Origin of the sequence: Flaviaestuariibacter flavus (genome assembly GCF_004337505.1) — a bacterium.
GTDB lineage: Bacteria > Bacteroidota > Bacteroidia > Chitinophagales > Chitinophagaceae > Flavisolibacter > Flavisolibacter flavus.
Genome location: NZ_SJZI01000042.1, coordinates 638,554 through 658,710, shown reverse-complemented (window position 1 = coordinate 658,710; position 20,157 = coordinate 638,554). Strand labels below are relative to the sequence as shown.

The 20,157-nt window shown below is 61.5% G+C and carries 14 protein-coding genes; 6 read left to right on the top strand and 8 right to left on the bottom strand.

What is annotated here, in order from left to right; genetic code table 11:
• Nucleotides 1-30: 30 nt before the first annotated feature.
• On the bottom strand, nt 31-1,209 hold the full coding sequence (locus EPD60_RS10690; protein WP_131449439.1) for a BON domain-containing protein: 1,179 nt from the start codon (nt 1,207-1,209) through the stop codon (nt 31-33).
• A 221-nt stretch (nt 1,210-1,430) separates the two neighbouring features.
• Between EPD60_RS10690 and EPD60_RS10685 the strand changes: the two genes are divergently transcribed.
• Nucleotides 1,431-2,393: a hydrogen peroxide-inducible genes activator gene (locus EPD60_RS10685; RefSeq protein ID WP_131449438.1), complete on the top strand. Its 963-nt coding sequence runs from the start codon at nt 1,431-1,433 to the stop codon at nt 2,391-2,393.
• Nucleotides 2,394-2,478: 85 nt separating this feature from the next.
• Here EPD60_RS10685 and EPD60_RS10680 read toward each other — a convergent pair whose 3' ends face one another.
• The 3 genes from EPD60_RS10680 to EPD60_RS10670 are packed head-to-tail and all read right to left on the bottom strand — an operon-like array spanning nt 2,479 to nt 7,845.
• Nucleotides 2,479-5,808 (bottom strand): GEVED domain-containing protein, encoded by a 3,330-nt coding sequence (locus EPD60_RS10680; protein ID WP_131449437.1) that lies wholly within the window; start codon nt 5,806-5,808, stop codon nt 2,479-2,481.
• A gap of 60 nt (nt 5,809-5,868) precedes the next feature.
• Nucleotides 5,869-6,813 carry an NADP-dependent oxidoreductase gene (locus tag EPD60_RS10675; RefSeq protein ID WP_131449436.1) on the bottom strand — a complete coding sequence of 315 codons (945 nt, stop codon included), beginning with the start codon at nt 6,811-6,813 and terminating at the stop codon, nt 5,869-5,871.
• Nucleotides 6,814-6,840: 27 nt separating this feature from the next.
• On the bottom strand, nt 6,841-7,845 hold the full coding sequence (locus EPD60_RS10670; RefSeq protein WP_131449435.1) for an LLM class flavin-dependent oxidoreductase: 1,005 nt from the start codon (nt 7,843-7,845) through the stop codon (nt 6,841-6,843).
• A gap of 241 nt (nt 7,846-8,086) precedes the next feature.
• Here EPD60_RS10670 and EPD60_RS10665 point away from each other — a divergent pair, with 241 nt between their 5' ends.
• A complete protein-coding gene (locus tag EPD60_RS10665) occupies nt 8,087-8,395 on the top strand; it encodes an endonuclease domain-containing protein (RefSeq protein WP_207896610.1) in 309 nt (102 codons plus the stop codon).
• A gap of 171 nt (nt 8,396-8,566) precedes the next feature.
• Complete coding sequence (locus EPD60_RS10660; RefSeq protein ID WP_131449433.1) at nt 8,567-9,076, top strand: hypothetical protein; 510 nt, start codon at nt 8,567-8,569, stop codon at nt 9,074-9,076.
• A 741-nt stretch (nt 9,077-9,817) separates the two neighbouring features.
• Here the strand turns inward: EPD60_RS10660 and EPD60_RS10655 are convergent.
• From EPD60_RS10655 to EPD60_RS10645, 3 genes are all read right to left on the bottom strand, one after another.
• Nucleotides 9,818-10,531: a hypothetical protein gene (locus tag EPD60_RS10655; protein WP_131449432.1), complete on the bottom strand. Its 714-nt coding sequence runs from the start codon at nt 10,529-10,531 to the stop codon at nt 9,818-9,820.
• A gap of 119 nt (nt 10,532-10,650) precedes the next feature.
• Nucleotides 10,651-11,103, bottom strand: a complete 453-nt coding sequence (locus EPD60_RS10650; protein ID WP_131449431.1) for a hypothetical protein — start codon at nt 11,101-11,103, stop codon at nt 10,651-10,653.
• 84 nt (nt 11,104-11,187) lie between these two features.
• Complete coding sequence (locus EPD60_RS10645) at nt 11,188-13,710, bottom strand: PAS domain S-box protein (protein ID WP_131449430.1); 2,523 nt, start codon at nt 13,708-13,710, stop codon at nt 11,188-11,190.
• A 370-nt stretch (nt 13,711-14,080) separates the two neighbouring features.
• Between EPD60_RS10645 and EPD60_RS10640 the strand changes: the two genes are divergently transcribed.
• From EPD60_RS10640 to EPD60_RS10630, 3 genes are all read left to right on the top strand, one after another.
• On the top strand, nt 14,081-15,412 hold the full coding sequence (locus EPD60_RS10640; protein WP_131449429.1) for a DEAD/DEAH box helicase: 1,332 nt from the start codon (nt 14,081-14,083) through the stop codon (nt 15,410-15,412).
• A gap of 238 nt (nt 15,413-15,650) precedes the next feature.
• Complete coding sequence (locus tag EPD60_RS10635) at nt 15,651-16,640, top strand: aldo/keto reductase (protein WP_131449428.1); 990 nt, start codon at nt 15,651-15,653, stop codon at nt 16,638-16,640.
• 229 nt (nt 16,641-16,869) lie between these two features.
• Nucleotides 16,870-17,289, top strand: coding sequence for a DUF2147 domain-containing protein (locus EPD60_RS10630; protein WP_131449427.1), 420 nt, complete (start codon nt 16,870-16,872; stop codon nt 17,287-17,289).
• A 231-nt stretch (nt 17,290-17,520) separates the two neighbouring features.
• Here EPD60_RS10630 and EPD60_RS10625 read toward each other — a convergent pair whose 3' ends face one another.
• Nucleotides 17,521-19,989 (bottom strand): sensor histidine kinase, encoded by a 2,469-nt coding sequence (locus EPD60_RS10625; protein WP_131449426.1) that lies wholly within the window; start codon nt 19,987-19,989, stop codon nt 17,521-17,523.
• Nucleotides 19,990-20,157: the final 168 nt, after the last annotated feature.

Below are 20,157 nucleotides of genomic sequence, written 5' to 3'. Positions count from 1 at the left end.
TTGCGGGACATTTCTTATCCGACCGGCAGACTATGCGCCCGGCTCCTTGTGACTACCCTTGTCGCTGCGCTTGCGTGTACGCGGGCGGTCCGTATTGTTGGGATCGAGCCCGGCGTTGTTGCGTGCACCGGCGTTGCGGATGACCTCGTTGGTCGTGCCCGACTCGTTGCCGATCTTACCGGGTGTATCGGCCACACCGGTATACTGGTGTTGCGACACATGACGATCGTAACCGGTGCCGCGGCCTTCCTGGTGGTTGACACGGATGCGGTTCTCAACGTGCTGTACGCCCGAGATCGATTCCACCACATCTTCAGCACGGCGCTTCTCCTCGCGGCTGTTCACTTCGCCCGACAGGATCACTTCGTTGCCCTGCACCTGCACCTGCACGTGCGAGGCATCCAGCCAGTCGTCATCGGTGAGGCGGTCGCATACGTCCTCGCGGATGCGTTCTTCGGAGCGATGGTAGTCGCGCGGGCCGCGGCCGCGGAAGCCGCCCGGGTGATGGGCAAATGCCGGCTGCTGTACGCCGAAATAGGGATTGCGGTGCTGTCCTTCGTCGGGGTGGAAGTTATAGCCACCTGGCTGTTGCGGCCCGTAACCGGCCAGGCTATAATGCTGCTGGCTACCGGGCTGCGGGCCTCCGTAATGATGCGGTGCATACGGCGCCCGCTCCCACGGCTCGGGGTATTGCTGTCCCTGGTTGTATACCGGGTTGCCGAAACGCTGGTCGCCACGATGCGACTGATGCTGCTCGTAGCCGCCGTAATTGGTGTTGCGGTATTGCTGCCCGCCCTGCTCGTAAAAATCCTGCCCGCGCTGCTGGATGCCGTAGTTGGGCTGCCCGTAGTTCGACTGCTCATAAAAATCCTGACCGCGGGTGGCGCCACGGAAGCCCAGGTGCTGGCCCTGCGGCTGGTCGTTGTAATGGCTGCCGGGCTGACTGGAGTCGCCGGGGTTGGGACGGTTATGCTCCTGGTGCCGGAAGCGCTGATCATCGCCCGACTGCTGCTGCCCGCCCTGCCGGCGCTGGCCTGCGTTGCCGTATTGCTGCTGGCTGCCGCCGGGCTGGTTGTAGGGATACTCGCCACGATCGGGATAGTCCTCCTCGCCGCGCATCCACTTGTCCTGGAAGCCGCCGGACTGGCCATAGCTACCGCTGTCCTGCCTGCGGCCGTAGTTGAATTGATCCTGGTTGTGCTCTGCCATAGTTGATGTTTTTTCAATGGTTCACAATGCACGAATCGCAGCAAATTCTGCACCGATGCGGGTTAGCGATGAGCCGCGGATGGCGCCTGCCGATTGACCAAACCGATACAACCGGCTATGTGATAAGGTTTGTCTATATTGCGGCGGGAGAGCAGGAACGCTGATTCCACTGAGTGGAATACGCAGATCTGCGTTCTTCCGATCCCCCTCAAACACCCGCCATGACCCTCCAGCAACTCGAATACATCGTCGCCATCGACACGCACCGCCACTTTGTAACCGCGGCCGCGCATTGTTATGTTACGCAGGCCACGCTGAGCATGATGGTGAAAAAGCTCGAGGAGGAGCTGGGCATCCGCATCTTCGACCGGAGCCGGCACCCGGTGTCGCCCACCCCGCTCGGCGCCGAGGTGGTGGCGCATGCGCGGCGCGTGCTGCAGGAGGCCCGCCGCATCCCCGACCTCGTGCACGAAGCCGTGGGCGAGGTAAGCGGGCAGCTGCGCCTCGGCATCATCCCGACGCTGGCACCCTACCTGGTGCCGCGCTTCCTGCCGGCGCTGATGGCGAAGTATCCCAACCTGCAGGTGAAGGTGAGCGAGGCCACCACCGAGGAGCTCATTGCGCGCCTCGAATCAAACGGGCTCGATGCGGGCCTGCTGGCCACGCCGCTGGAGCGGCCGCAGCTGGTAGAGCACCCGCTCTTTCACGAGCGCTTCTTCGTGTACGCCTCAGCCGGTGAGAAACAACTAAAGAAAGAAACCCTCGCTCCTTCCGATATCGACCCGCAAAACCTGTGGCTGCTCGAGGAAGGCCACTGCCTGCGCGCACAGGTGCTGCAACTTTGCCACCTGCCGCGGCAGGAAGCACGCCGCCTCGAGTTTGAAACGGGCTCCATCGAAATGCTCCTCCGCCTCGTGGATGCCAACGGCGGCAGCACCATCCTGCCCGAGCTGGCGCTGAGTGGCCTCACGGCAAAGCAAAAGCAGCAGGTACGCGCCTTCCGAAACCCCGCGCCGGTGCGCGCCATCTCGATCGTTACCCAGCAGCACTTCGCACGCCGCAAGGTGGTGGATGCGCTGACAACCATCATCCGGCAACACCTGCCGGTGGAGATGAACGAGCGCTTCCGCAAAAAAGTGCTGGCACCGCAGGAGCCCGGCGGCTCCGTTGGCGGCTTGAAATAATACGCAGCCTGCCTGTAAGCAGAAAGCCCGGACACTGGTTCCGGGGCTTTCTGTTGTATGCCCTTGCGGCATCAAAGCCTGATCATCAATAGTGCACGATCGTTTGCTGCAGCTTCCGGCCATCCTTACCAATAACCTTTACGAAATAGGTTCCGGCGGGTAGTCCCGCCAACTGCACCTGCAGGCTGCTGCCCCGGAAGGCGAGGCTGCGCAGCACCCGTCCGTCGGAGGCGGTGATCGTCATGATGGCGTCGCCGCTGACCGGCGGCTTGCGCAAAGTGAGTACGTCGCGGGCCGGGTTGGGACCGGAGCTATAGCCGGCAGCGGCACTGATTGCCGGAAGTGCGGTGGAAACACCCGGCAGGAATTCGTCGGAGCCGATGTCGGAGGTGCCGCTGCCGGTGTTGCGCACATTGAGCGCGCCGAAGTCGTCGGCGATGCCGGCCTGCGGCTTTGCTTTTTCATTGAGCTCGGGGGCGAGCGGGTGCTGGCTGTTGATGTCCAGGTTGCCGACGGCTGCGTTGACAAAAAGCGCGGTCAGCGCCTGCGCCGCCGGCTTGCAATAGCTCGAATCTTCGGAGCCGAGGTTGCGCTTCCAGGCAGCCCAGCCAACGGGCGGCTCAAACAGGTTCCAGCGAAAGGCCGACGCCGTATCGCTCACCGCATAATGATTATTGTTGAAGCGGAAAGTGGCGAATGTCTCGTCCCCCATCGTCCACTGGTTTTCGTGAACCAGGTGCGTGGTGTTGCCGCCGCTGCGGGTGTTCCAGAGCAGGTTGTTGTAGACGCGCCCGTCAACACTATTGCCCGTGGAAAAGAGCGCGCTGGCGCCGTTGAGCGAAGACGTGCCGCCCAGGTAAATGCTGTTGTAGTAGATCCCGACCTGCGCTCCCGGGTAACCCGAACGCACAACCACCCCGCGGATCCGCACGGGCAGCGACAGCCCGCCGTTGGTGAGCGCCACCTGGTTGTTGACGATGTATACCGGCTTGCTGAAGCTTTCCAGCACGATGCCGCCGATATTGCCGTTGCGCCGGCTTTCGGCCGCATCGTTCCAGGTGTCGTCGTTGATGAAGTCATAAATCCGGTTGCGCTGGATCCGGACACTGCCGGCGCCATGGGCTGCGTACATGCCGATGCCGCAGCTATAGCTTTTGCTCACACGGATGGTATGCAGCTCATTGCCTTCCACGATCGCGTCGCCGCCGGTATAGAACTGGATCCCCACAGTGGAACGGACGTCGGTGCTGGTGGCCGCTTCCGAATTTTCCTTGTTCCAGAGATTGTAGATGCGGTTGTTGCGGATAATGAGGGGGCTGGTTCCGCCAGAGGCCGCCATGATGCCATTCATCAGCGTCCAGGAGAGCACCGAAATCGGCCCGCCGCGGTTGGTGGTCATGCCGGCAACGGTGTTGTCTTCTATGGGCGAATCGCTGTTCACCATGAGCGAGATGCCATCGATCTGCTTTTGCATGGCGTCGATTCCATAGCCAGTGGTGGCTCCCACGCGGTTGCCCCGCACCGCTGCCTGCCCCGCAACACGGATGCCGCAGAAGTAGGCCCCGAAGCTGCCGCCCACTTCGTTGGTGGTGATCAGGATGTTGTTGATGACATTGCCTTCGATCAGGTTCCCGGTGGCACTGATGGGACCCAGGTGGTCGATGCCGATCACGGAGTCGCGGTTGACGCGGAAGGTCATGGCCGAATCGGCGGCGAAAGGCGCGCTGCCCCCGATCCAGTTGCGCAGCACCTGGTGACCGGAACCCCAGAAGCGGATGGCCGCCGTGGCGCCCCACTGCGACGACCCTTCGGCACCCTTGCGGTAAAAATGATTACTGTCGATGATCCAGCCGGAGCCGGAGTTGACCAGCACGCCGCTTCCCGAAAAGTTGTTGAACTCGTTGCGGCGCACGATGGCCTGGTTGCTGCCCACCGAGCTGAGCACCTGGTGAAAGGGCGCATAATAAACGCCGGGCGCCTTCCGGAAAAGGTTGCCGTAGATCAGCACGTTGCGGTTGCTGCCGTTGCGCAGCCAGATGCCGGCATCGTTGTTCCATTGCGCGCTGATGGTCTGCGTTTCAAAAATGCTGTTGACGATGGCCACCGTATCGCACGAGTTGACAAGACGGATGGCCGAGAGCGTATCCCAGTTGTTGTAGTTGATGATATTTCGGAAAAGCAGGTAGCGGCCGCTGCCGTTATTACTGCCGTCGATGCCGAAGCGGTGCACGCTGTCAAGCGTGAGGATCGTCATGCCGTTGGGCGAGGGGTTGCTGTTGGTAATGAACGCGATGGTACGCAGCGTGGCATCCAGGGGCCGGATGGTGAGGCTGTAGCCATTGAGTTTGGCGCCGCGCAGTTTTGTAAAGCCCGGCTCCGACAGGTCGGAGGCGATGAGCACGGTGAGGTTGCCGCTGAGGCCTTTGCTGTTGATCTGCTCGAAGAGACCGCCGGTGTTGGTGAGCGAGGTGGTGCCGAAGCGACAGCCGGTGTTGCCCACCAGGAGCGTATCGCGCAGCTGCGGGCGCGTGCGGAAGCCGTAGAGCGTAGCCGGCGCGGTGCCTGCTACCGACGTCTGTATGTGCACGCCGCCCGCGGGGAGCGTCACCACGTTGGCCGGCGACGCCGTGTTTTGGGCGGCAAAGTAAAACTGCACCGAGTCGCAGCCGTTGCGGGTAAGACCGATCGCGTCGGGCGCGAGCGCAAACTTCCAGGAGCCGGAGGTGGCCGTGCCGCTGCTCAGCGTACCGGCGAAAGCAGTCCAGGTGGCGCCGCCATAGGCACGCGCCCAAAGCCGGGGCGCGTTGGCGGCGGCCCCGTCGACGGGCTGTGCCGGGTTAAGGCTTTGAATGGTGGCGGTGAGCGTGATCGCCGGGGCATAGGCCGTATCCGGAAAGGCGGTGAAGGTGAGCGAGAGCTTCAGGATATTCAGGCTGTAGTCTTCGGTTTCGCCATTGGTGATGACACTGCAGGCATCACCGGCTGCCAGCGTTCCGCCAACGCTCCGGCGTACGCGCAAACGCGTGACACCACCGGCAGCGGTAGCCGGCACCGCGATCGTGACCGAATAAAAGCTGGCGCTGCCCGAGCCCACCGCGGTATACTCGCCCGTTTCGAAAGTGCCGTTGCGGTTCCAGTCGATCCAGGCGCCGATGGCGGCGCTGCCCGCAAGCTGCGACACCTGCAGGCTGTAGCTGCTGCCCGCGTTGAGTGCCGCGGCGCCGACGCTGCTGCTGTAATCGCCATAGCCCGAGGCGCTGCAGCCCGTGCTGTTGTTGATGGTGCCGATGCGCACATTGCTGATGTGGTAGTTGGAACCACAGGCCGACGCGGGGGGGCTGCAATAAGTTTGGGCGCAAAGGGCTGCCGGCAGGCTAAGGCCACACAGGAAGGCCAGGATACGGAGCGGGTACATGCAGTAAGTTTTAAGGGATACCGAAGATCGGCTTTTTCAGCATGCCCCGCGTGCGCCCGGCTACCGGAGCGTCAATACCACCTTGCCGCGGGTATGCCCCGACTCCACCTGCGCGTGGGCGGCTGCCATTTCCCCGAACGGGACTACATGACCGACGGTGGGTACCAGCTTGCCATCCGCCATCAGCCGCGCGAGCGCTTCCATATCGGCGCCGCTCGAGTGCACGAGGTAGTTACGGGCTGTCAATCCTCGTTCCGTAGCGGTGGTAGCAACCGGTTCTTTCGCGCCGCCGACGATGGAGATCAACTGCCCGCCGGGGCGCAGCACGTCGAGCGAGCGCAGCGCCGTTTCGCCGCCAACGGGGTCCAGCACGAGGTCGATGTCCTTAAGACGATCGCGGAAATCCTCCGAGCGGTAGTCGATGACCAGCGCGGCGCCGAGCCCGCGTACGAATTCATGGTTGGCCTCCGAGGCGGTGCCGTATACCGTGGCGCCCCGCTCCCGCGCGATCTGCACCGCGAAGTGCCCCACGCCGCCGGCGGCGGCATGCACCAGCACCCGCTGGCCGGCCTGCAGCCCGCCTTCGTGCACCAGCACCTGCCAGGCGGTGAGGGCCGCCAGCGTAGTGGCCGCGGCGGCCTCGTGAGAAATATGCTCCGGCTTGCGGGCGAAATGCGCTTCGGGCGCCGTTACATATTCCGCGTAGGCCTTGCCCGCGCCGGGAAAGTTCACCATGCCGAATACGTCATCGCCCACCTTGAACCGCTGCGCACCGGGGCCGGCCGCTTCCACCAAGCCCGACACATCCCAGCCCAGGATCACCGGGCCCTGCTGCTCCAGCTGCGCGTAGAAGGCACCGCCCTTGCGCGTTTTGATATCCACGGGGTTGACGCTGATGGCGCGCACCCGCACCAGCAGCTCGCCCTCGGCGGGCCGCGGCTTTTCCACTTCCGTTACCTGCAGGCGGTCGGTGCCGCCGGCGCCGTTCAATACGATCGCTTTCATTTCCTTGCTGTTGCTTCTTTTGAATTATTAAGATGCGGGCTGAAACAGCGGCGCCACCAATTCCAATGAGTGGCTGCGCTCTTCGAGCCCGTAGATATGACTGGTGACCATCAGTTCCTGGATGCCCGTTTCGGCAATAAAGTCACCGAGCTCCTGCTGCACCGTAGACGGGCTTCCCACGAAGGCATAGCGGGTAAACTGCGCCACGGCGGCTTCCTCGGCGGGCGTCATAAGTCCTTCGAGGCTGTCGGTGGGTGGCTGCAGCGGGCGCCGCTTATTGCGGATGAGGCCGAGCACGAGCTGGTAGAACGAGGTAGCGAGTCGCTCCGCTTCCCCGTCGGTGTCGGCGGCGATGAGACCCACGCAGGCCATGGCGTAGGGTTCCCGCAAATATTGCGACGGTGTGAAGCGCGCCTTGTACAGCGCGAGCGCCTCGTGCAGGTAGGTGGGCGCAAAGTGCGACGCAAAGGCGAAGGGCAGTCCCAGCATGGCCGCCAGCTGCGCGCTGTAGGTGCTGGAGCCGAGCAGCCACACGGGCACGTGGGAGCCTTCGCCGGGGATGGCGCGCACGCGTGCTTCGGGCTCCTGCGGACCGAGGTAGCGGAGCAGCTCCACCACGTCGTTGGGAAAGTCATCGCCGCCCGACAGGCTACGCCGCAGCGCGCCGGCGGTGAGCGGGTCGGTGCCGGGGGCGCGGCCGAGGCCCAGGTCGATGCGGCCGGGGTAAAGGGCTTCGAGGGTGCCGAACTGCTCGGCGATGACCAGCGGCGCGTGGTTGGGCAGCATGATGCCGCCGGCGCCGACGCGGATGCGCTCCGTATGCCCGGCCACGTGACCAATGAGCACGCTGGTGGCGGCGGAGGCCACCGACTCCATATTGTGGTGCTCGGCAAACCAGTAGCGGGTGCAGCCAAGGCGCTCGGCCCCCTGCGCGCCGGCCACCGCGCGGCGGAAGGCGCCGGCGACGCCCTCGCCCTCTACCACGGTGGCGAGATCGAGAACGGATAAGGGTATGTTGAATGCGTTTTTCATAATCGGGAAACAAAGCTAGGGACGGACCAGACCCCACCCCCGGCCCCTCCCCGCATGGGGAGGGGGGAAGGAAAGGCAGCTTTTTAATGAGGAGAAAAACAACAAGAAAGGCCGTTGATATGCCCCGGGTTTTGATTTGCTGTTTTACGTGGTTTACGGCATGAAAAATTCAGAGCATCGCCGCCGTTGCTACCACGCATCGCCGGTTCAATTTCGAAACAGGATCGGGTTTTCCCGTTCCATGCGTAAGCAACCTACAAATGCCGAATGGCTGCTTTGGCAGCAGCTCCGGCGTCGCCAGGTAAGCGGGAATAAGTTCCGAAGGCAACCGGTTATCGGTAGGTTTATCGTAGACTTTGCCTGCCTCGAGCGGCAACTGATTGTTGAAGTCGATGGCGGCTACCACCAGGAAGGTGATCAACCCGAACTTGATCGGGATCGTGACGCCGAGTTAGCCGGGCTCGGCTTCCGGGTCTTGCGTTTTTCAAACGAAGCAGTAGAAACCCGGATAACAGCCGTGCTCGATGAAATACGGGCGGCCCTGCTATGAATTAGTTAGACAGCCTGTCGCGAGCAAGTTGGTGGTAGCTTCACCCCTCCCCAAGCGGGGAGGGGCCGGGGGTGGGGTTTTAACACCTCCTTCGTAAACGCAACGGCCGTGCTTGGGTCTAGTAGTACGAAGGCAATCGCCTTCGTTGTTAACCTCAAAAAAACTCCGAACATGAAGAACCTGATGATGGGTCTCCTCCTGCTGGCTGTTGCCGGCACCGCCTCCGCCCAGGGCAACTCCCGCAATGCCGCCGGCGCCATCCTGGGTGGCGACAACCGCGGCGGCTACGAATCGCGCGGCAACGATGGCTATGGCCGCGACCGCAACGACCGCGACCGTTATGACCGCGACCGCAACGACCGCAGCGACAAGCGCGATTGCGACCGCAAAAACAGCGGCTACGGCAAGGGCGGCGCCTACAACAACAAGGGCAGCTACGGCAGCAACGCATCCTACAGCGAGCGCGACCGCTACGAGCGCGAGGTGCAGGCGCTTAACCGCAGCTACGATGAGCGTGCCGACTATGTGCGCCGCGACAACCGCCTCCGGGCCCGCGACCGCCGCGACGCCCTCGCCGCCATCGAGCGCGAGCGCCAGCAACGCCTCCGCGACCTCAACGACCGCTACTACGCCAACGGCCGCGGCAACACGGCCAACGGCGGCTACTACCGCGGTTATTAGGAAGACAAAAAGGGGAGCGTTGCTCCCCTTTTTATTTCCGTTCCGGTTTTGTCCCTATGCTTACTTCCGACACATGCCGGCCGCAGGCGGCCTTATTCACGAAGACACGACGACGCGACGGCACGACGTTTTTCTTCTTGTAAAAATACGACCGGGAGAAAATTTTGCCTGCGAGCGTCAGCGGAATCCGCAGCACCCCAAACTTCCTTAAAACAAACCCAGAACCCCGGAACCTCTTAGAAACTCTTAAAACCTCCTCAACGCCCCTACCCTGAAGAGACCTGATCCCTCTTCATTTGGCATTGCACGCACCGGCACGGACACTGTCCCCTCCCATAGCGCCCCTACTCCCTTCCACACGGACACTGCTCCTTTCTGTACGGGCACTGTACCCTTTTCCAGCATCGCTACCCCCGCCCGTACGGACACTGTCCCCTGAAATTCTGGCAGTCGTACCGCGTCCACGGGCACTGCAGCCGGAAATCCGGTCAGTGCGTTGGCAATAACGGGCACTGCACCCTCCTGTTCGGGCACTGCGCCGCGGCGAACGGGCGCTGCCGGTAGAAATACGGGCCGGTGATGACGAAATCCGGGCGTTGCGTCCGCACATTCCGGCAATGCGTTTCGGGCAACGGGCACCGTAACGGCGATGGGTGCCTGAAAGCCGGCCAAACAAAAAGCCCACCGGGGAACCAGCGGGCTTAACCAAAACAATCATTGTACGAGACCAGAAAACAGCGGTCAGCGAACGGTGCGGAACTGGATCCCTTTGAGGGGATCGCCACCATCTTTGCGGCTTTTAAAATAAGATCGGAGGAGTTGGCTGCGGGCTACCATGCCGCGCTCTTCGTCGTAGAAGAGTCGGGTGCGTGCTTCGCGGGCGGAGCGGAACTCCTGGGCCAGCGTATCAACAGCCTTGTTGGCGTCCTGGAGCTGGGCTACCAGGGTTTGCAGCGCGGGCAAGTCGATGTCGGCATCGGCGGGTGCAAAGCCGCGGAGCCCGGCGCAGCGTGCCGCAAGACCGGCAACGTGGTCGGCCTGGTTGATGAAGCCTTGCTGCGAGGTCGAATAAGCACGCTTAGCCGCTTCGTCGGAGCCGGGATCTTTCACGGCTCGGGATGTTTCTCCCTGCAGCTTGCGGTTGATGGCGCGGATGTCTTCCACATCGCCGGGCGCGGCACCCGCGGCAATATAAGCGTTGACCACGCGGGTGCCCGTACGCTTCAGGGACTTGAACAGGTCCCTGCGCCGGTTCACGGCCCGGTCGTAGTTGTCCTGAGCCGAGGCCACGCGCTCGTGAGCCGCCTTGCATTCGTTGAAGAACGCCTGCAACTTGTCTTTCTGGATGATCTCGTTTACTGGAGTGAAGGTGGCGCCGAGTGATTCGACGATCGAAACCGTGGAGGCGAACTTACCGAGGTTGACGGCGTTGCCGGTTTCTGTGCTACGTGGCATAAGCGGTAGTTTGTGGTTTAGGGCCAATAGCGGCTTGAGGGTTAAGGTAGTCAAACCTAACAATACCTACAAATTAAAATGTTGTACATGTACATAATGAACGACTCTTTCGATGACGTTTATCGAGAGTACGGTTTTGTCCTTTTTGTACGACGAAACCCGCCTTCAGACCCTGCAATTTTGTTTCGTTCTAATAATTGCTTTTGCCAATCTAGCCGTTTCCGAATAAACTTTTGTCCATTATATGCAACATGGTCAGGAACCTTGCAATAAGCCATATCCTCGTTCTCTAAATAAGTAATGAACTTAATAGTGATCTCAAACTTTGTTCGAGGATGATAATATTCATCTGAGAATTGCCGGAAAAGTATTCTATCAGTTATGGGGGTTACCTCTAACATAGTGTGTGCATAGTCGGTATCATTAATACACCAATAATAGTGTTCCGCACCTGACGGAGTCAACTCAATACTTTTGGAAAAATCAATATCACCAATTGACGGATCATACGAACTTACCAAGCCCTTTTTGCCACCAACACCAGCATGCAAATTCCTTTCTGTTTCGCACACATAATTATAGTACGAAATTCACTGACTTACCGCTAGCGACAACAAATCAGTAACCCGATTCCTGCGAACCACTGGGAAAGCCCCCTACCGCCTCCCCCGCACCAACACCAACATCTGCCGCACACTATTCTTAATCCCCGCCAGATTGTGCGATTTCTCGATATAAGCCGCAGCGTACGCCCCGCGGCGGTATTCGGAGCGGATGGTGGTGGAGTAGAGCACCTTGGGCACGCGGCGGAAGCGGGGCTCCAGGCCGAGGGCCTGCAGGGTGTCGATGCCGTTGAGCAGGGGCATGTTCTGGTCGATCACGATGAGGTCGGGGACGTCGGTGGTGGCGCGGAGGTGCTCGAGCAGCTCCATGCCGTTGCCGGCAAAATGGAGGCGGCATTGCGGCACCAGCTCGCGGAAGGCGAGCTCCAGCAGCTCGCGGTCGTCGGCGTCGTCTTCGGCGATGGCCACAAAGAGGGCGCCACCGTCGGCACCCGGCACGGGCAGGGTGGCGGTGAGCGTACAGCCGTGGCCGGGCGCGGCCGTTATCTCCAGGCGGCCGTTGAACAGGTCCATGCGGCGCTCCATATTGATAAGACCGATGCCCTTGCCGCGGATGCCGGGGTCGAAGCCGCGGCCGTCGTCGGCCACCGTCAGGCGCAGGTTACCCTGCACTTCTGCCAACGCCACCCGCACCTGGCTGGCGGCGGCGTACTTGCTTACATTGGTGAGCGCCTCCTGCACCACGCGGTACAGGGTCAGCGCCAGCTCGGGATCGTCAACGGTGGCCGACACTTCCAGCGTCACGGCAAAGCCGGCCGTGGATTCGAAGCTGGCGCACAGTTCGGCCAGGGCCTGCGGCAGGCCTTCTTCGCCAAAGAGGGGCTGCACCAGGTTTTTCGAAAGGGCCCGGATACCGTTGATGGCATCCTGCACCAGCCCCTCGGTGCGTGCCAGTAGCTCCGGGGCCATGTCGGGGCGGCTGCGGGCCATCCCGATGTGCAGCTTTACCGAGGTAAGCTGCTGGTTGATATTGTCGTGCAGCTCGCGCCCTATTTCCGCGCGCTCCTCTTCCTGTGCATTGAGCTGGGCCCGCGTTACCATCTTCTGCGCCGACACCTTGAGAGCGGTGATGTTCTCTTCGAGCTGGCGCTCGTAGGTGATGTCGTTGATGGTGACCATGAGGCAGGCGTCGCCTTCATAGTCCACCAGCGCCGCGTTGACCTCCACGATGATGAGGGCGCCACCTTTGACGCGGTGGCGCGAAAGGGTTTTCAGCGAGCCGGTGCGCAGCACCAGCCGGATGCCTTCGCGGAGCGCCGCATGATCTTCGGGGAGGCTCAGGTCGAAGGCCGACATCGCCAGGAGCTCTTCGCGGCTGTAGCCATACAGCGCCGTCGCCGCCTCGTTGACCTCGATGATGCGCTGCCCGTCGCAGCTGCTGATGCATTGCGGCAGGGGGGCGTTGTTGAACAGGCGCTTGTAGTCTTCCTGGCTTTTGCGCAGGGCCTGTTTTGCGTCGCGGTAGCGGGTTACATTGTTCACCGTGGCAAGCGACGCGGCCTGCCCCCGGAACTGCACCGGCGCGGCATGCACCTCCACGTGCAGGATGCTGCCGTCGCTGCGCACATGCCGCAGGTTTGCCCAATTCTTCCTTTCGTCCTGAATATGCTCCACCAATTCACGGAAGCCCGCGCGGTCTTCGGGCGGGCGCAGGTCCAGCAGGGTGAGGCCGAGGAATTGCTCCCGGGTATAGCCGTATTCAATCAGCGCCGCCTCGTTGACGTCTAAGATGCGGAACGTATCGCGGTCGAAGATCCACTGCGGCAGGGGCGCGTTGTCGAACAGCAGGCGGAACTCCGCCTCGCGCTGGCGGAGCAGGTGGATATTTTTTTCTTCGGCCGTCACATCTTCCATGGCCGTCACGGCGCGGACGGCGACACCGGCTTCATCGCGTACGATGACGGTGCGGCCGCGCACCACCGCGTAGGTTCCGTCGGCGCGGCGGAAGCGGTAGCGCGTGGCAAAGCCGTCCGCGCCATTTGCTATTGCATCGTTGTATTCGCGCAGCACCCGTTCGAGGTCGTCGGGATGCACATGGTCGAGCCAGGCGCGCTCGGGTGTGCCCGAAACAGAAGGGTCGTGGCCGAACAGATTGCGCAGGTTATCGCCGTGCCAGAAGGTGTGCTGCTGCACCAGATCCACATCGCAGATGGCTTCATGGGTGGCCTGGAGCACCAGCTCGAAGCGGGCCCTGGTTTCCTCCAGCTCGCGCTCGCGGTTGTGGCGCTCGGTCACATCGCGGAAAAAGATGCCGAGGCCGCCCGGCGACGGGTAGGCATCCACCAGGAACCAGCGGTCGGCACGCCCGAGGTAGCCCTCAAAAACGTCATGCTCCTGCAACTCGAGGGCGCGGGCATAGCGCTGGTAAAAAAGCTTCCCGGTTTCTTCGGGAAAGCAGCTCCAGAGATTGCGGCCGATGATCTCCGAGCGGGGGATGCCGAGGAATTCTTCGGCCCTGCGGTTCCAGTATTGCACGATCCCGTCCCTGTCGTAAAATACAAAGCCGTCGGAGATGCTTTCGAGTATATCCTGTGTTGATGGTTGCGGGCTGAACATATTCAATTCGGTATGGAAAGGTTCCTGAAATTAACGCGTTGGCAATAGCGGCAGGGAACTCCCTTACCAACGGCGCAGCCTGAAGGACGAAAGGCAGCTGGTATTGAAGCGAAGCCGGTAATGACAGGAAAAAGCGGAAAGGCAGGTATTCATCGGGTGCAGTATGGTTCTGTTTTTAAAAATACGATAAAGAAACGCGCCGATGAGCTTGCGCGGCGGACTTTCGGAGAATTAAGCCCTCCCTCTTAGCCGGGATTATGGATAATCACCGCATCTTAATGCCCTGCTAATGCTTGCCCGGCCAGCGGTGTTTTCGTTTCATCACCTGAGTCGCAAAACCGTTTCACCAAACTCCAGTTACCTTCGCCGCATGTCTTCCCCCCTTTTCGACCTCCCCAGGTACCTGGTCAACCTCAATATCGAAGCGCTCAACCCGATGCAGGAAGACGTGCTCTTCCAGTCGCAGGAGCATAACAACATTGTGCTGCTCTCGCCCACTGGCACGGGCAAGACGCTGGCCTTCCTGCTGCCGCTGCTGCGCGGCATCAAGCCCGGCGTGAAAGGCACGCAGGCCCTTATTGTGACGCCCTCCCGCGAGCTGGCGCTGCAGATCGAAGAGGTGTTCCGCAAGATGAAGACCGGCCTCAAGGTGCTGGCCTGCTACGGCGGTCACAAGCGCGAGATCGAGGAGACCAGCATGGCCGGCGAAGCGCCCGCCCTCATCGTGGGCACGCCCGGCCGCCTCGGCGACCACCTGCGCCGCCAAAACATCGACCCCGACACCATCCACACGCTCGTGCTCGACGAGTTTGACAAGAGCCTCGAGCTCGGCTTCCAGGAAGACCTCGAGTTCGTGCTTTCGCAGCTGCCCAACCTGGAACGGCGCCTCCTCACCTCGGCTACCCGCGGCGAGGAGCTCCCCGCCTTCGTGGGTATGAGCGACGCCAGGACCATCGACTTCATCCCCGAAACACCGGAGCGCCCCGAGGCCCTGCTGATCCAGTCGCTTCGCTCCGACGGCCGCGACAAGCTGGAGACGCTCTACGAGCTGCTCTGCTACGTGGGCCGCGGGCCGGCCATCATCTTCTGCAACCACCGCGAGAGCGTGGAGCGCGTCGGCGCCTTCCTCGCCGAAAAGAGTGTATCGCACGTGTGGTACCACGGCGCCCTCGAGCAGCGCGACCGCGAGATCGCCCTGGCCAAGTTCCGCAACGGCTCGGCCTCCTTCCTCGTCACCACCGACCTGGCGGCCCGCGGCCTCGACATCCCGCACATCCGCTTTATCATCCACTACCACCTCCCCGACACGGCGGCCACCTTCACCCACCGCAACGGCCGCACGGCCCGCGTGGAAGCCTCCGGCACCGCCGTGCTGCTGCTGGCCCCCGACGAGGAAGTGCCCGACTTCATCACCGAGCCCGTAACACCGCTCGAGATCGACCGCGAGGCGCCCGCACCCGAGAAGCCGAAATGGGCCACCCTCTACGTAGCCGCCGGCAAAAAAGACAAGATCAACAAGGTAGACATCGTGGGCTTCCTGTCGCAGAAAGGCGGCCTTAAGAAAGAAGACATCGGCCTCATCGAGGTGAAAGACTATGCCGCCTTCGTGGCCGTGCGCCGCAGTGCGGCCAGCCGCGTGCTGAGCGACATCAAGGATGAAAAGCTGAAGGGAAGGAAGATCAAGATTGATATGGCGAAATAAGGTGGAGAAGGGAAAGAAGAGTTTTTCACCGCGAAGAGAATAAGAAAAGAAGTTATTACGCTAAGGATAGTGGTCCCGCCTGACGGCGGGACTTTTATTTGTTACCGGGTATCATCCAAATAAAAACTTAGCGTATCACCTTAGCCCCTTCTTTTCTTCGCGGTGAAAAACTCTTGTTTTACTTCGCACCCTTCCGGCGAAGAATTTGCAATAATTTGCTTTCAAGCGTAACCTCTCTATGCGTACAAGACAACTCGGCAACTCCACGCTCCATGCCTCGCGCCTCGGCCTTGGCTGCATGGGCATGAGCGAATTTTATGGCAGTACCAACGACGAAGAGTCGGTGCTGGTGATCCACAAGGCCTATGAGCGCGGCATTACCTTTTTCGATACGGCCGATGCCTACGGCCCGCACACCAACGAGGAGCTCGTGGGCCGGGCCGTCAAGCCCTTCCGCCAGAACATCGTGCTGGCCACCAAGTTCGGCCTCGTGCGCGACCCGGCCGACCCGCAGAAGCGCGGCATCAACGGCCGCCCCGAATACGTGCGCGCCTCGGTGGAGGGCTCGCTGAAGCGCCTCGGCGTGGAAGTGATCGACCTGTACTACCTCCACCGCCTCGACCCCAACACTCCCATCGAAGACACGGTGGGCGAGATGACAAAGCTCCGCGACGAAGGCAAGATCCGCGCCCTCGGCCTCTCCGAAGTGAGCGCCGACACCCTGCGCCGAGCCCACGCGGTGCACCCCATCACGGCCCTGCAAAGCGAGTACTCGCTGTGGACGCGCGACCCCGAAGACGGTCCGCTGGAAGCCTGCCGCGAGCTCGGCATCTCGCTGGTGGCGTATAGTCCCCTCGGCCGCGGCTTTCTCACCGGACAGTTCAAAAGCTTCGACGACTTCGCCCCCGACGACTACCGCCGTCACTCACCGCGCTTCCAGGGCGAAAACTTCAATAAGAACATCGAGCTCGTGCGCAAGATCGAAAGCCTCGCCCTCGAGAAGGGCTGTACGGCGGCCCAGCTGGCCCTCGCCTGGGTGCTGGCCCAGGGCGACGACATCTTCCCTATCCCCGGCACCAAGCACCTCCCCTACCTCGAGGAAAACGTAGGCGCCATGGATGTGACCCTCAGCACCGAGGAGCTCGAGGTCCTCGAGCGCATCGCCCCCAGGGGCGTGGCGGCGGGAGAACGGTACCCGGAGGAGATGATGAAGCGTATCGGGAAATAAGGTATTGAAGGGAAAGAAGCGTTTTTCACCGCAAAGAAAGAAGTTGAAAAAGCGATACGCTAAGGAATACACTTGAAAGGTCCCGCCATCAGGCGGGACCTTTTGTTTGCGACAAACCAAAGTAAAAACTTAGCGAAACCCTTAGCCCCTTTTTTTCTTTGCGGTGAAAGACGCTTCTTCATCTTTGCCTTCTTATTTATTGCCTTTAACTTCAAGCAAATCATCCGTCATGAAAGCCCTTCTTGTCTCGTTCGCTATCCTCACCAGCGCCATCGCCGCCACCGCCCAGGACGCTGCCGTCGGCAAATGGTGGACGCCCAAGCGCGACGGCCAGATCGAGGTCTTTAAGGCAACAAGCGGCAAGTACTTCGGCAAACTCATTTGGGGCAAGACGCCGGGCAAAAAAGACGAGAAGAACCCCGACCCCGCCCTCCGCAGCCGCGACCTGGTCGGCATCAACCTGTTCACCGGCTTCGCCTACGATGCCGATGATAAAGAGTGGGTGGACGGCAAGATCTACGACCCCACAAGCGGCAAGACCTATAGCTGCAAGCTGTGGCTCACCGACAACAACAAAGTGATGAACGTGCGGGGGTATATCGGGTTTTCGTTGCTGGGGCGGACGGAGAAGTTTAGTCGTGTGGAATGACTGCATCCTCCCGCCTTCTCCGCGCGTAAACCTCACCCCCGGCCCCTCTCCCTGGGGAGAGGGGAGTTGAATATCGAACAGCGAATAAGGAATAATGAATATTGAAATGAAGAGCGGATGCCTGTGGCATCCGCTCTTTTTCTTTAAGCTCAATCAGAGGAACGTATCGGACAGTAATGCATGTTGAACAGAGGCACCCCTCTCCGTCCCGGAGCGGGGCCGGGGGTGAGGTCAGACAGGAAGGGTGACGATAAATGTCGCCCCTTGATTCGGCCGCCCTTCGGCGCGGATGGAGCCGCCGTGGTTCTCCGCTACTTTTTTGCAAAGCGCGAGGCCGATACCCGAGCCCGAATAAGAGTTTCGGTCGTGGAGGCGCTGGAAGATGGTGAAGATCTTTTGCGCATTCTGCTGCTCGAAGCCGATGCCATTGTCGGTTACGCGGATCTCGTAGCGGCCGTCGTGTTTTATGCAGGTGATGGTGATGCGCGGCGGCACGTCAGGACGCGCGTATTTCAATGCGTTGTTTACGAGGTTGTAAAAAAGCTGGTGCATCTGCAGCGGGATGGCCGGCAGCGTAGGCAGCGCGTCGGTGCAGATCATCGCTTCTTTTTGCTGCAGCAGCAGCTCGAGGTCGGACTGCACCTGGCGCAGCACCTCGTTGAGGTCGACGGGCTCGCGCTCCTCGCGACGCTCCAGCGAGGCGTATTCCAGCAGGTCGCGGAGGGAACGGCTCATGCGCTCTGTGGCCGCGACTACTTTATCGAAGCGCCCGCGCGACAGCGCGCTCAGCTTGTCGCCTTCCTGCTCCAGGATGGCGTTGGTGAAGAGGCGGATCTTGCGCAGCGGCTCCTGCAGGTCGTGGCTCGACACGTAGGCGAACTGCTCCAGTTCCGCATTGCGGCGCTCAAGCTCCATGTTGGCGGCCTGCAGCGCCTGCGTGCGCTCCTCTACCTGGCGGGTGAGCTCGGCGGCGAAGTCTTTCAGTTCAGTGATATCCTGTACCACACCCAGCAGCTGCTGCGGCTTGTTGTCGTCGCCGGAAAACACCCGGCCTTTTACGCGGATCCAGTGCACGGAGCCGTCTTTCCACAGCACGCGTCCCTCGTATTGCAGGTAGCCCGTTTCGTAGGCGCGCCGGTAGGCTTCGGTGCGGGTCTGCAGGTCATCGGGGTGGATGGCCGATACGTAGCGCGAGCGGTCGTCGGTATGCTCTACGCCCATGATCTCGGCCATACGGGTGGAAGCGACGATCTCGTTGGTGATAAGATTGACGTCGAAGGTGCCGAGGTCGGCCGACCCGATGGCAAGGCGGGCGCGCTCGCCCGTCTTGAGAATCTCCTGGCGTGCGAGTACCTTGTCGGTCACGTCGATCACCAGCGCCATGATGCGGTCTACGGTGCCATCGCCGGCGCGGAGGGGCTCATATACAAAATCGACGTAGATGGTTTCTTCGGCGCCGTTGCGATAAATCTGCACGGGCTGATCGCGGCCGATAAAGGCTTCGCCGGTCCGGAGCACGTTTTGCAGCAGCAGGTCAAAGCCCTGGTCTTTTACTTCCGGGAGGCCTTCCCAGATGGGGCGGTGCTCGAAGCGGCCGCGTTCGCGCTGCACGATGGCGAGGTAGGCATCGTTGACAAGCTCCACGTACAGCTCGGAGCCGCGGAGGATGCAAATGCCCATGGGTGCCTGCATGAAGAGGCGGCGCAGGTTGTCCTCGCTTTGCTCGAGCTGGCGGCGGGCCCGCAGCTCCTGCTCGGCGGAGCGGCTTTGCTGCAGGGCCGACGAGAGGTGCAGGGCGAGGGATTCGAGGTATTGCTGGTAGCTTTTGTCGAGGCGGCGGCGGGCGCTGATGCCGAACACCAGGAAGTGCTGGTCGCGGCCCGTGCCCTGGCGCAGCGGCACCAGCAGGGCCTGGGTGCAGGCTTCGGGCCAGGCGCCATGGGCCAGTTGAACGGGCGGAGTGCTCACGGCAAGCGAAGCGCCGGATAGCAGTACTTCGCGGAAGGGCCACACCCGTGGTGCCTGCACCGGAGCGGTGGCGGCGCGCAGCTGCGGCTCGGCATCGCCATCGGTGCTGTAGTGCAGCACATAGGGCAGGTCGAGGGGCATCTGGCCAAAGGCGGCCATGGCCGCGCTCCAGGTGTCGCTCTCGGTGCGGGCCGCGTTCACCTGCTGCTGCAGGTGGTGCTGCTGCGCGTTGCGCCGCTCGTTCACCACCTGGTAGGTGGTTTCGATGCCGGCATTGAAAACGCCGCCCACCGAGCCGTCGGGCAGGAAGATGGGCGACAGGTTATAGTCGAAATAGGTTTCCTCGGTATAGCCGAAGCGATGCATCGGCAGCAGCTGGTCGGTGGAGCGGAAGGAGCGCCCTTCCCGGAGTACGGCTTCAAACTGGGGCCCTACGGTATCCCAGATATCCGGCCAGGCTTCGTGTGCGGGACAGCCCAGCACACCGGGGTGCTTGTCGCCGGGAATGGGACTCCAGGCATCGTTGTAAAGGAGGATCAGTTCCGGCCCCCAATAGATGGCAATGGGGAAGCCGGCGTTAAGGCAGATGCTGAGCGCGGAGCGGAGCGCCTGCGGCCAGCTTTCCACGGGGCCCAGCGGCGTACCGGCCCAATCAAAGTCCCGGATATAGCCACCCATACGGCCGCCGCCTTGCAAGAACTTATGCGATGCAGGGACAGGAGTTACTTCCATGGGGGTGTTTACAGATCAAGGGTGAATTTTGATAAAAGGTCAAACTGTGCATAAAATTAACGACGGCCGGGCAATGAAGACCGGTTTCCGTATTAGAAAGCAAGAATTAACGCTACCGCCCGCAGGGTGAGAACGGCCGGTGGAGCGACGCTGCCATTAGAATACCGG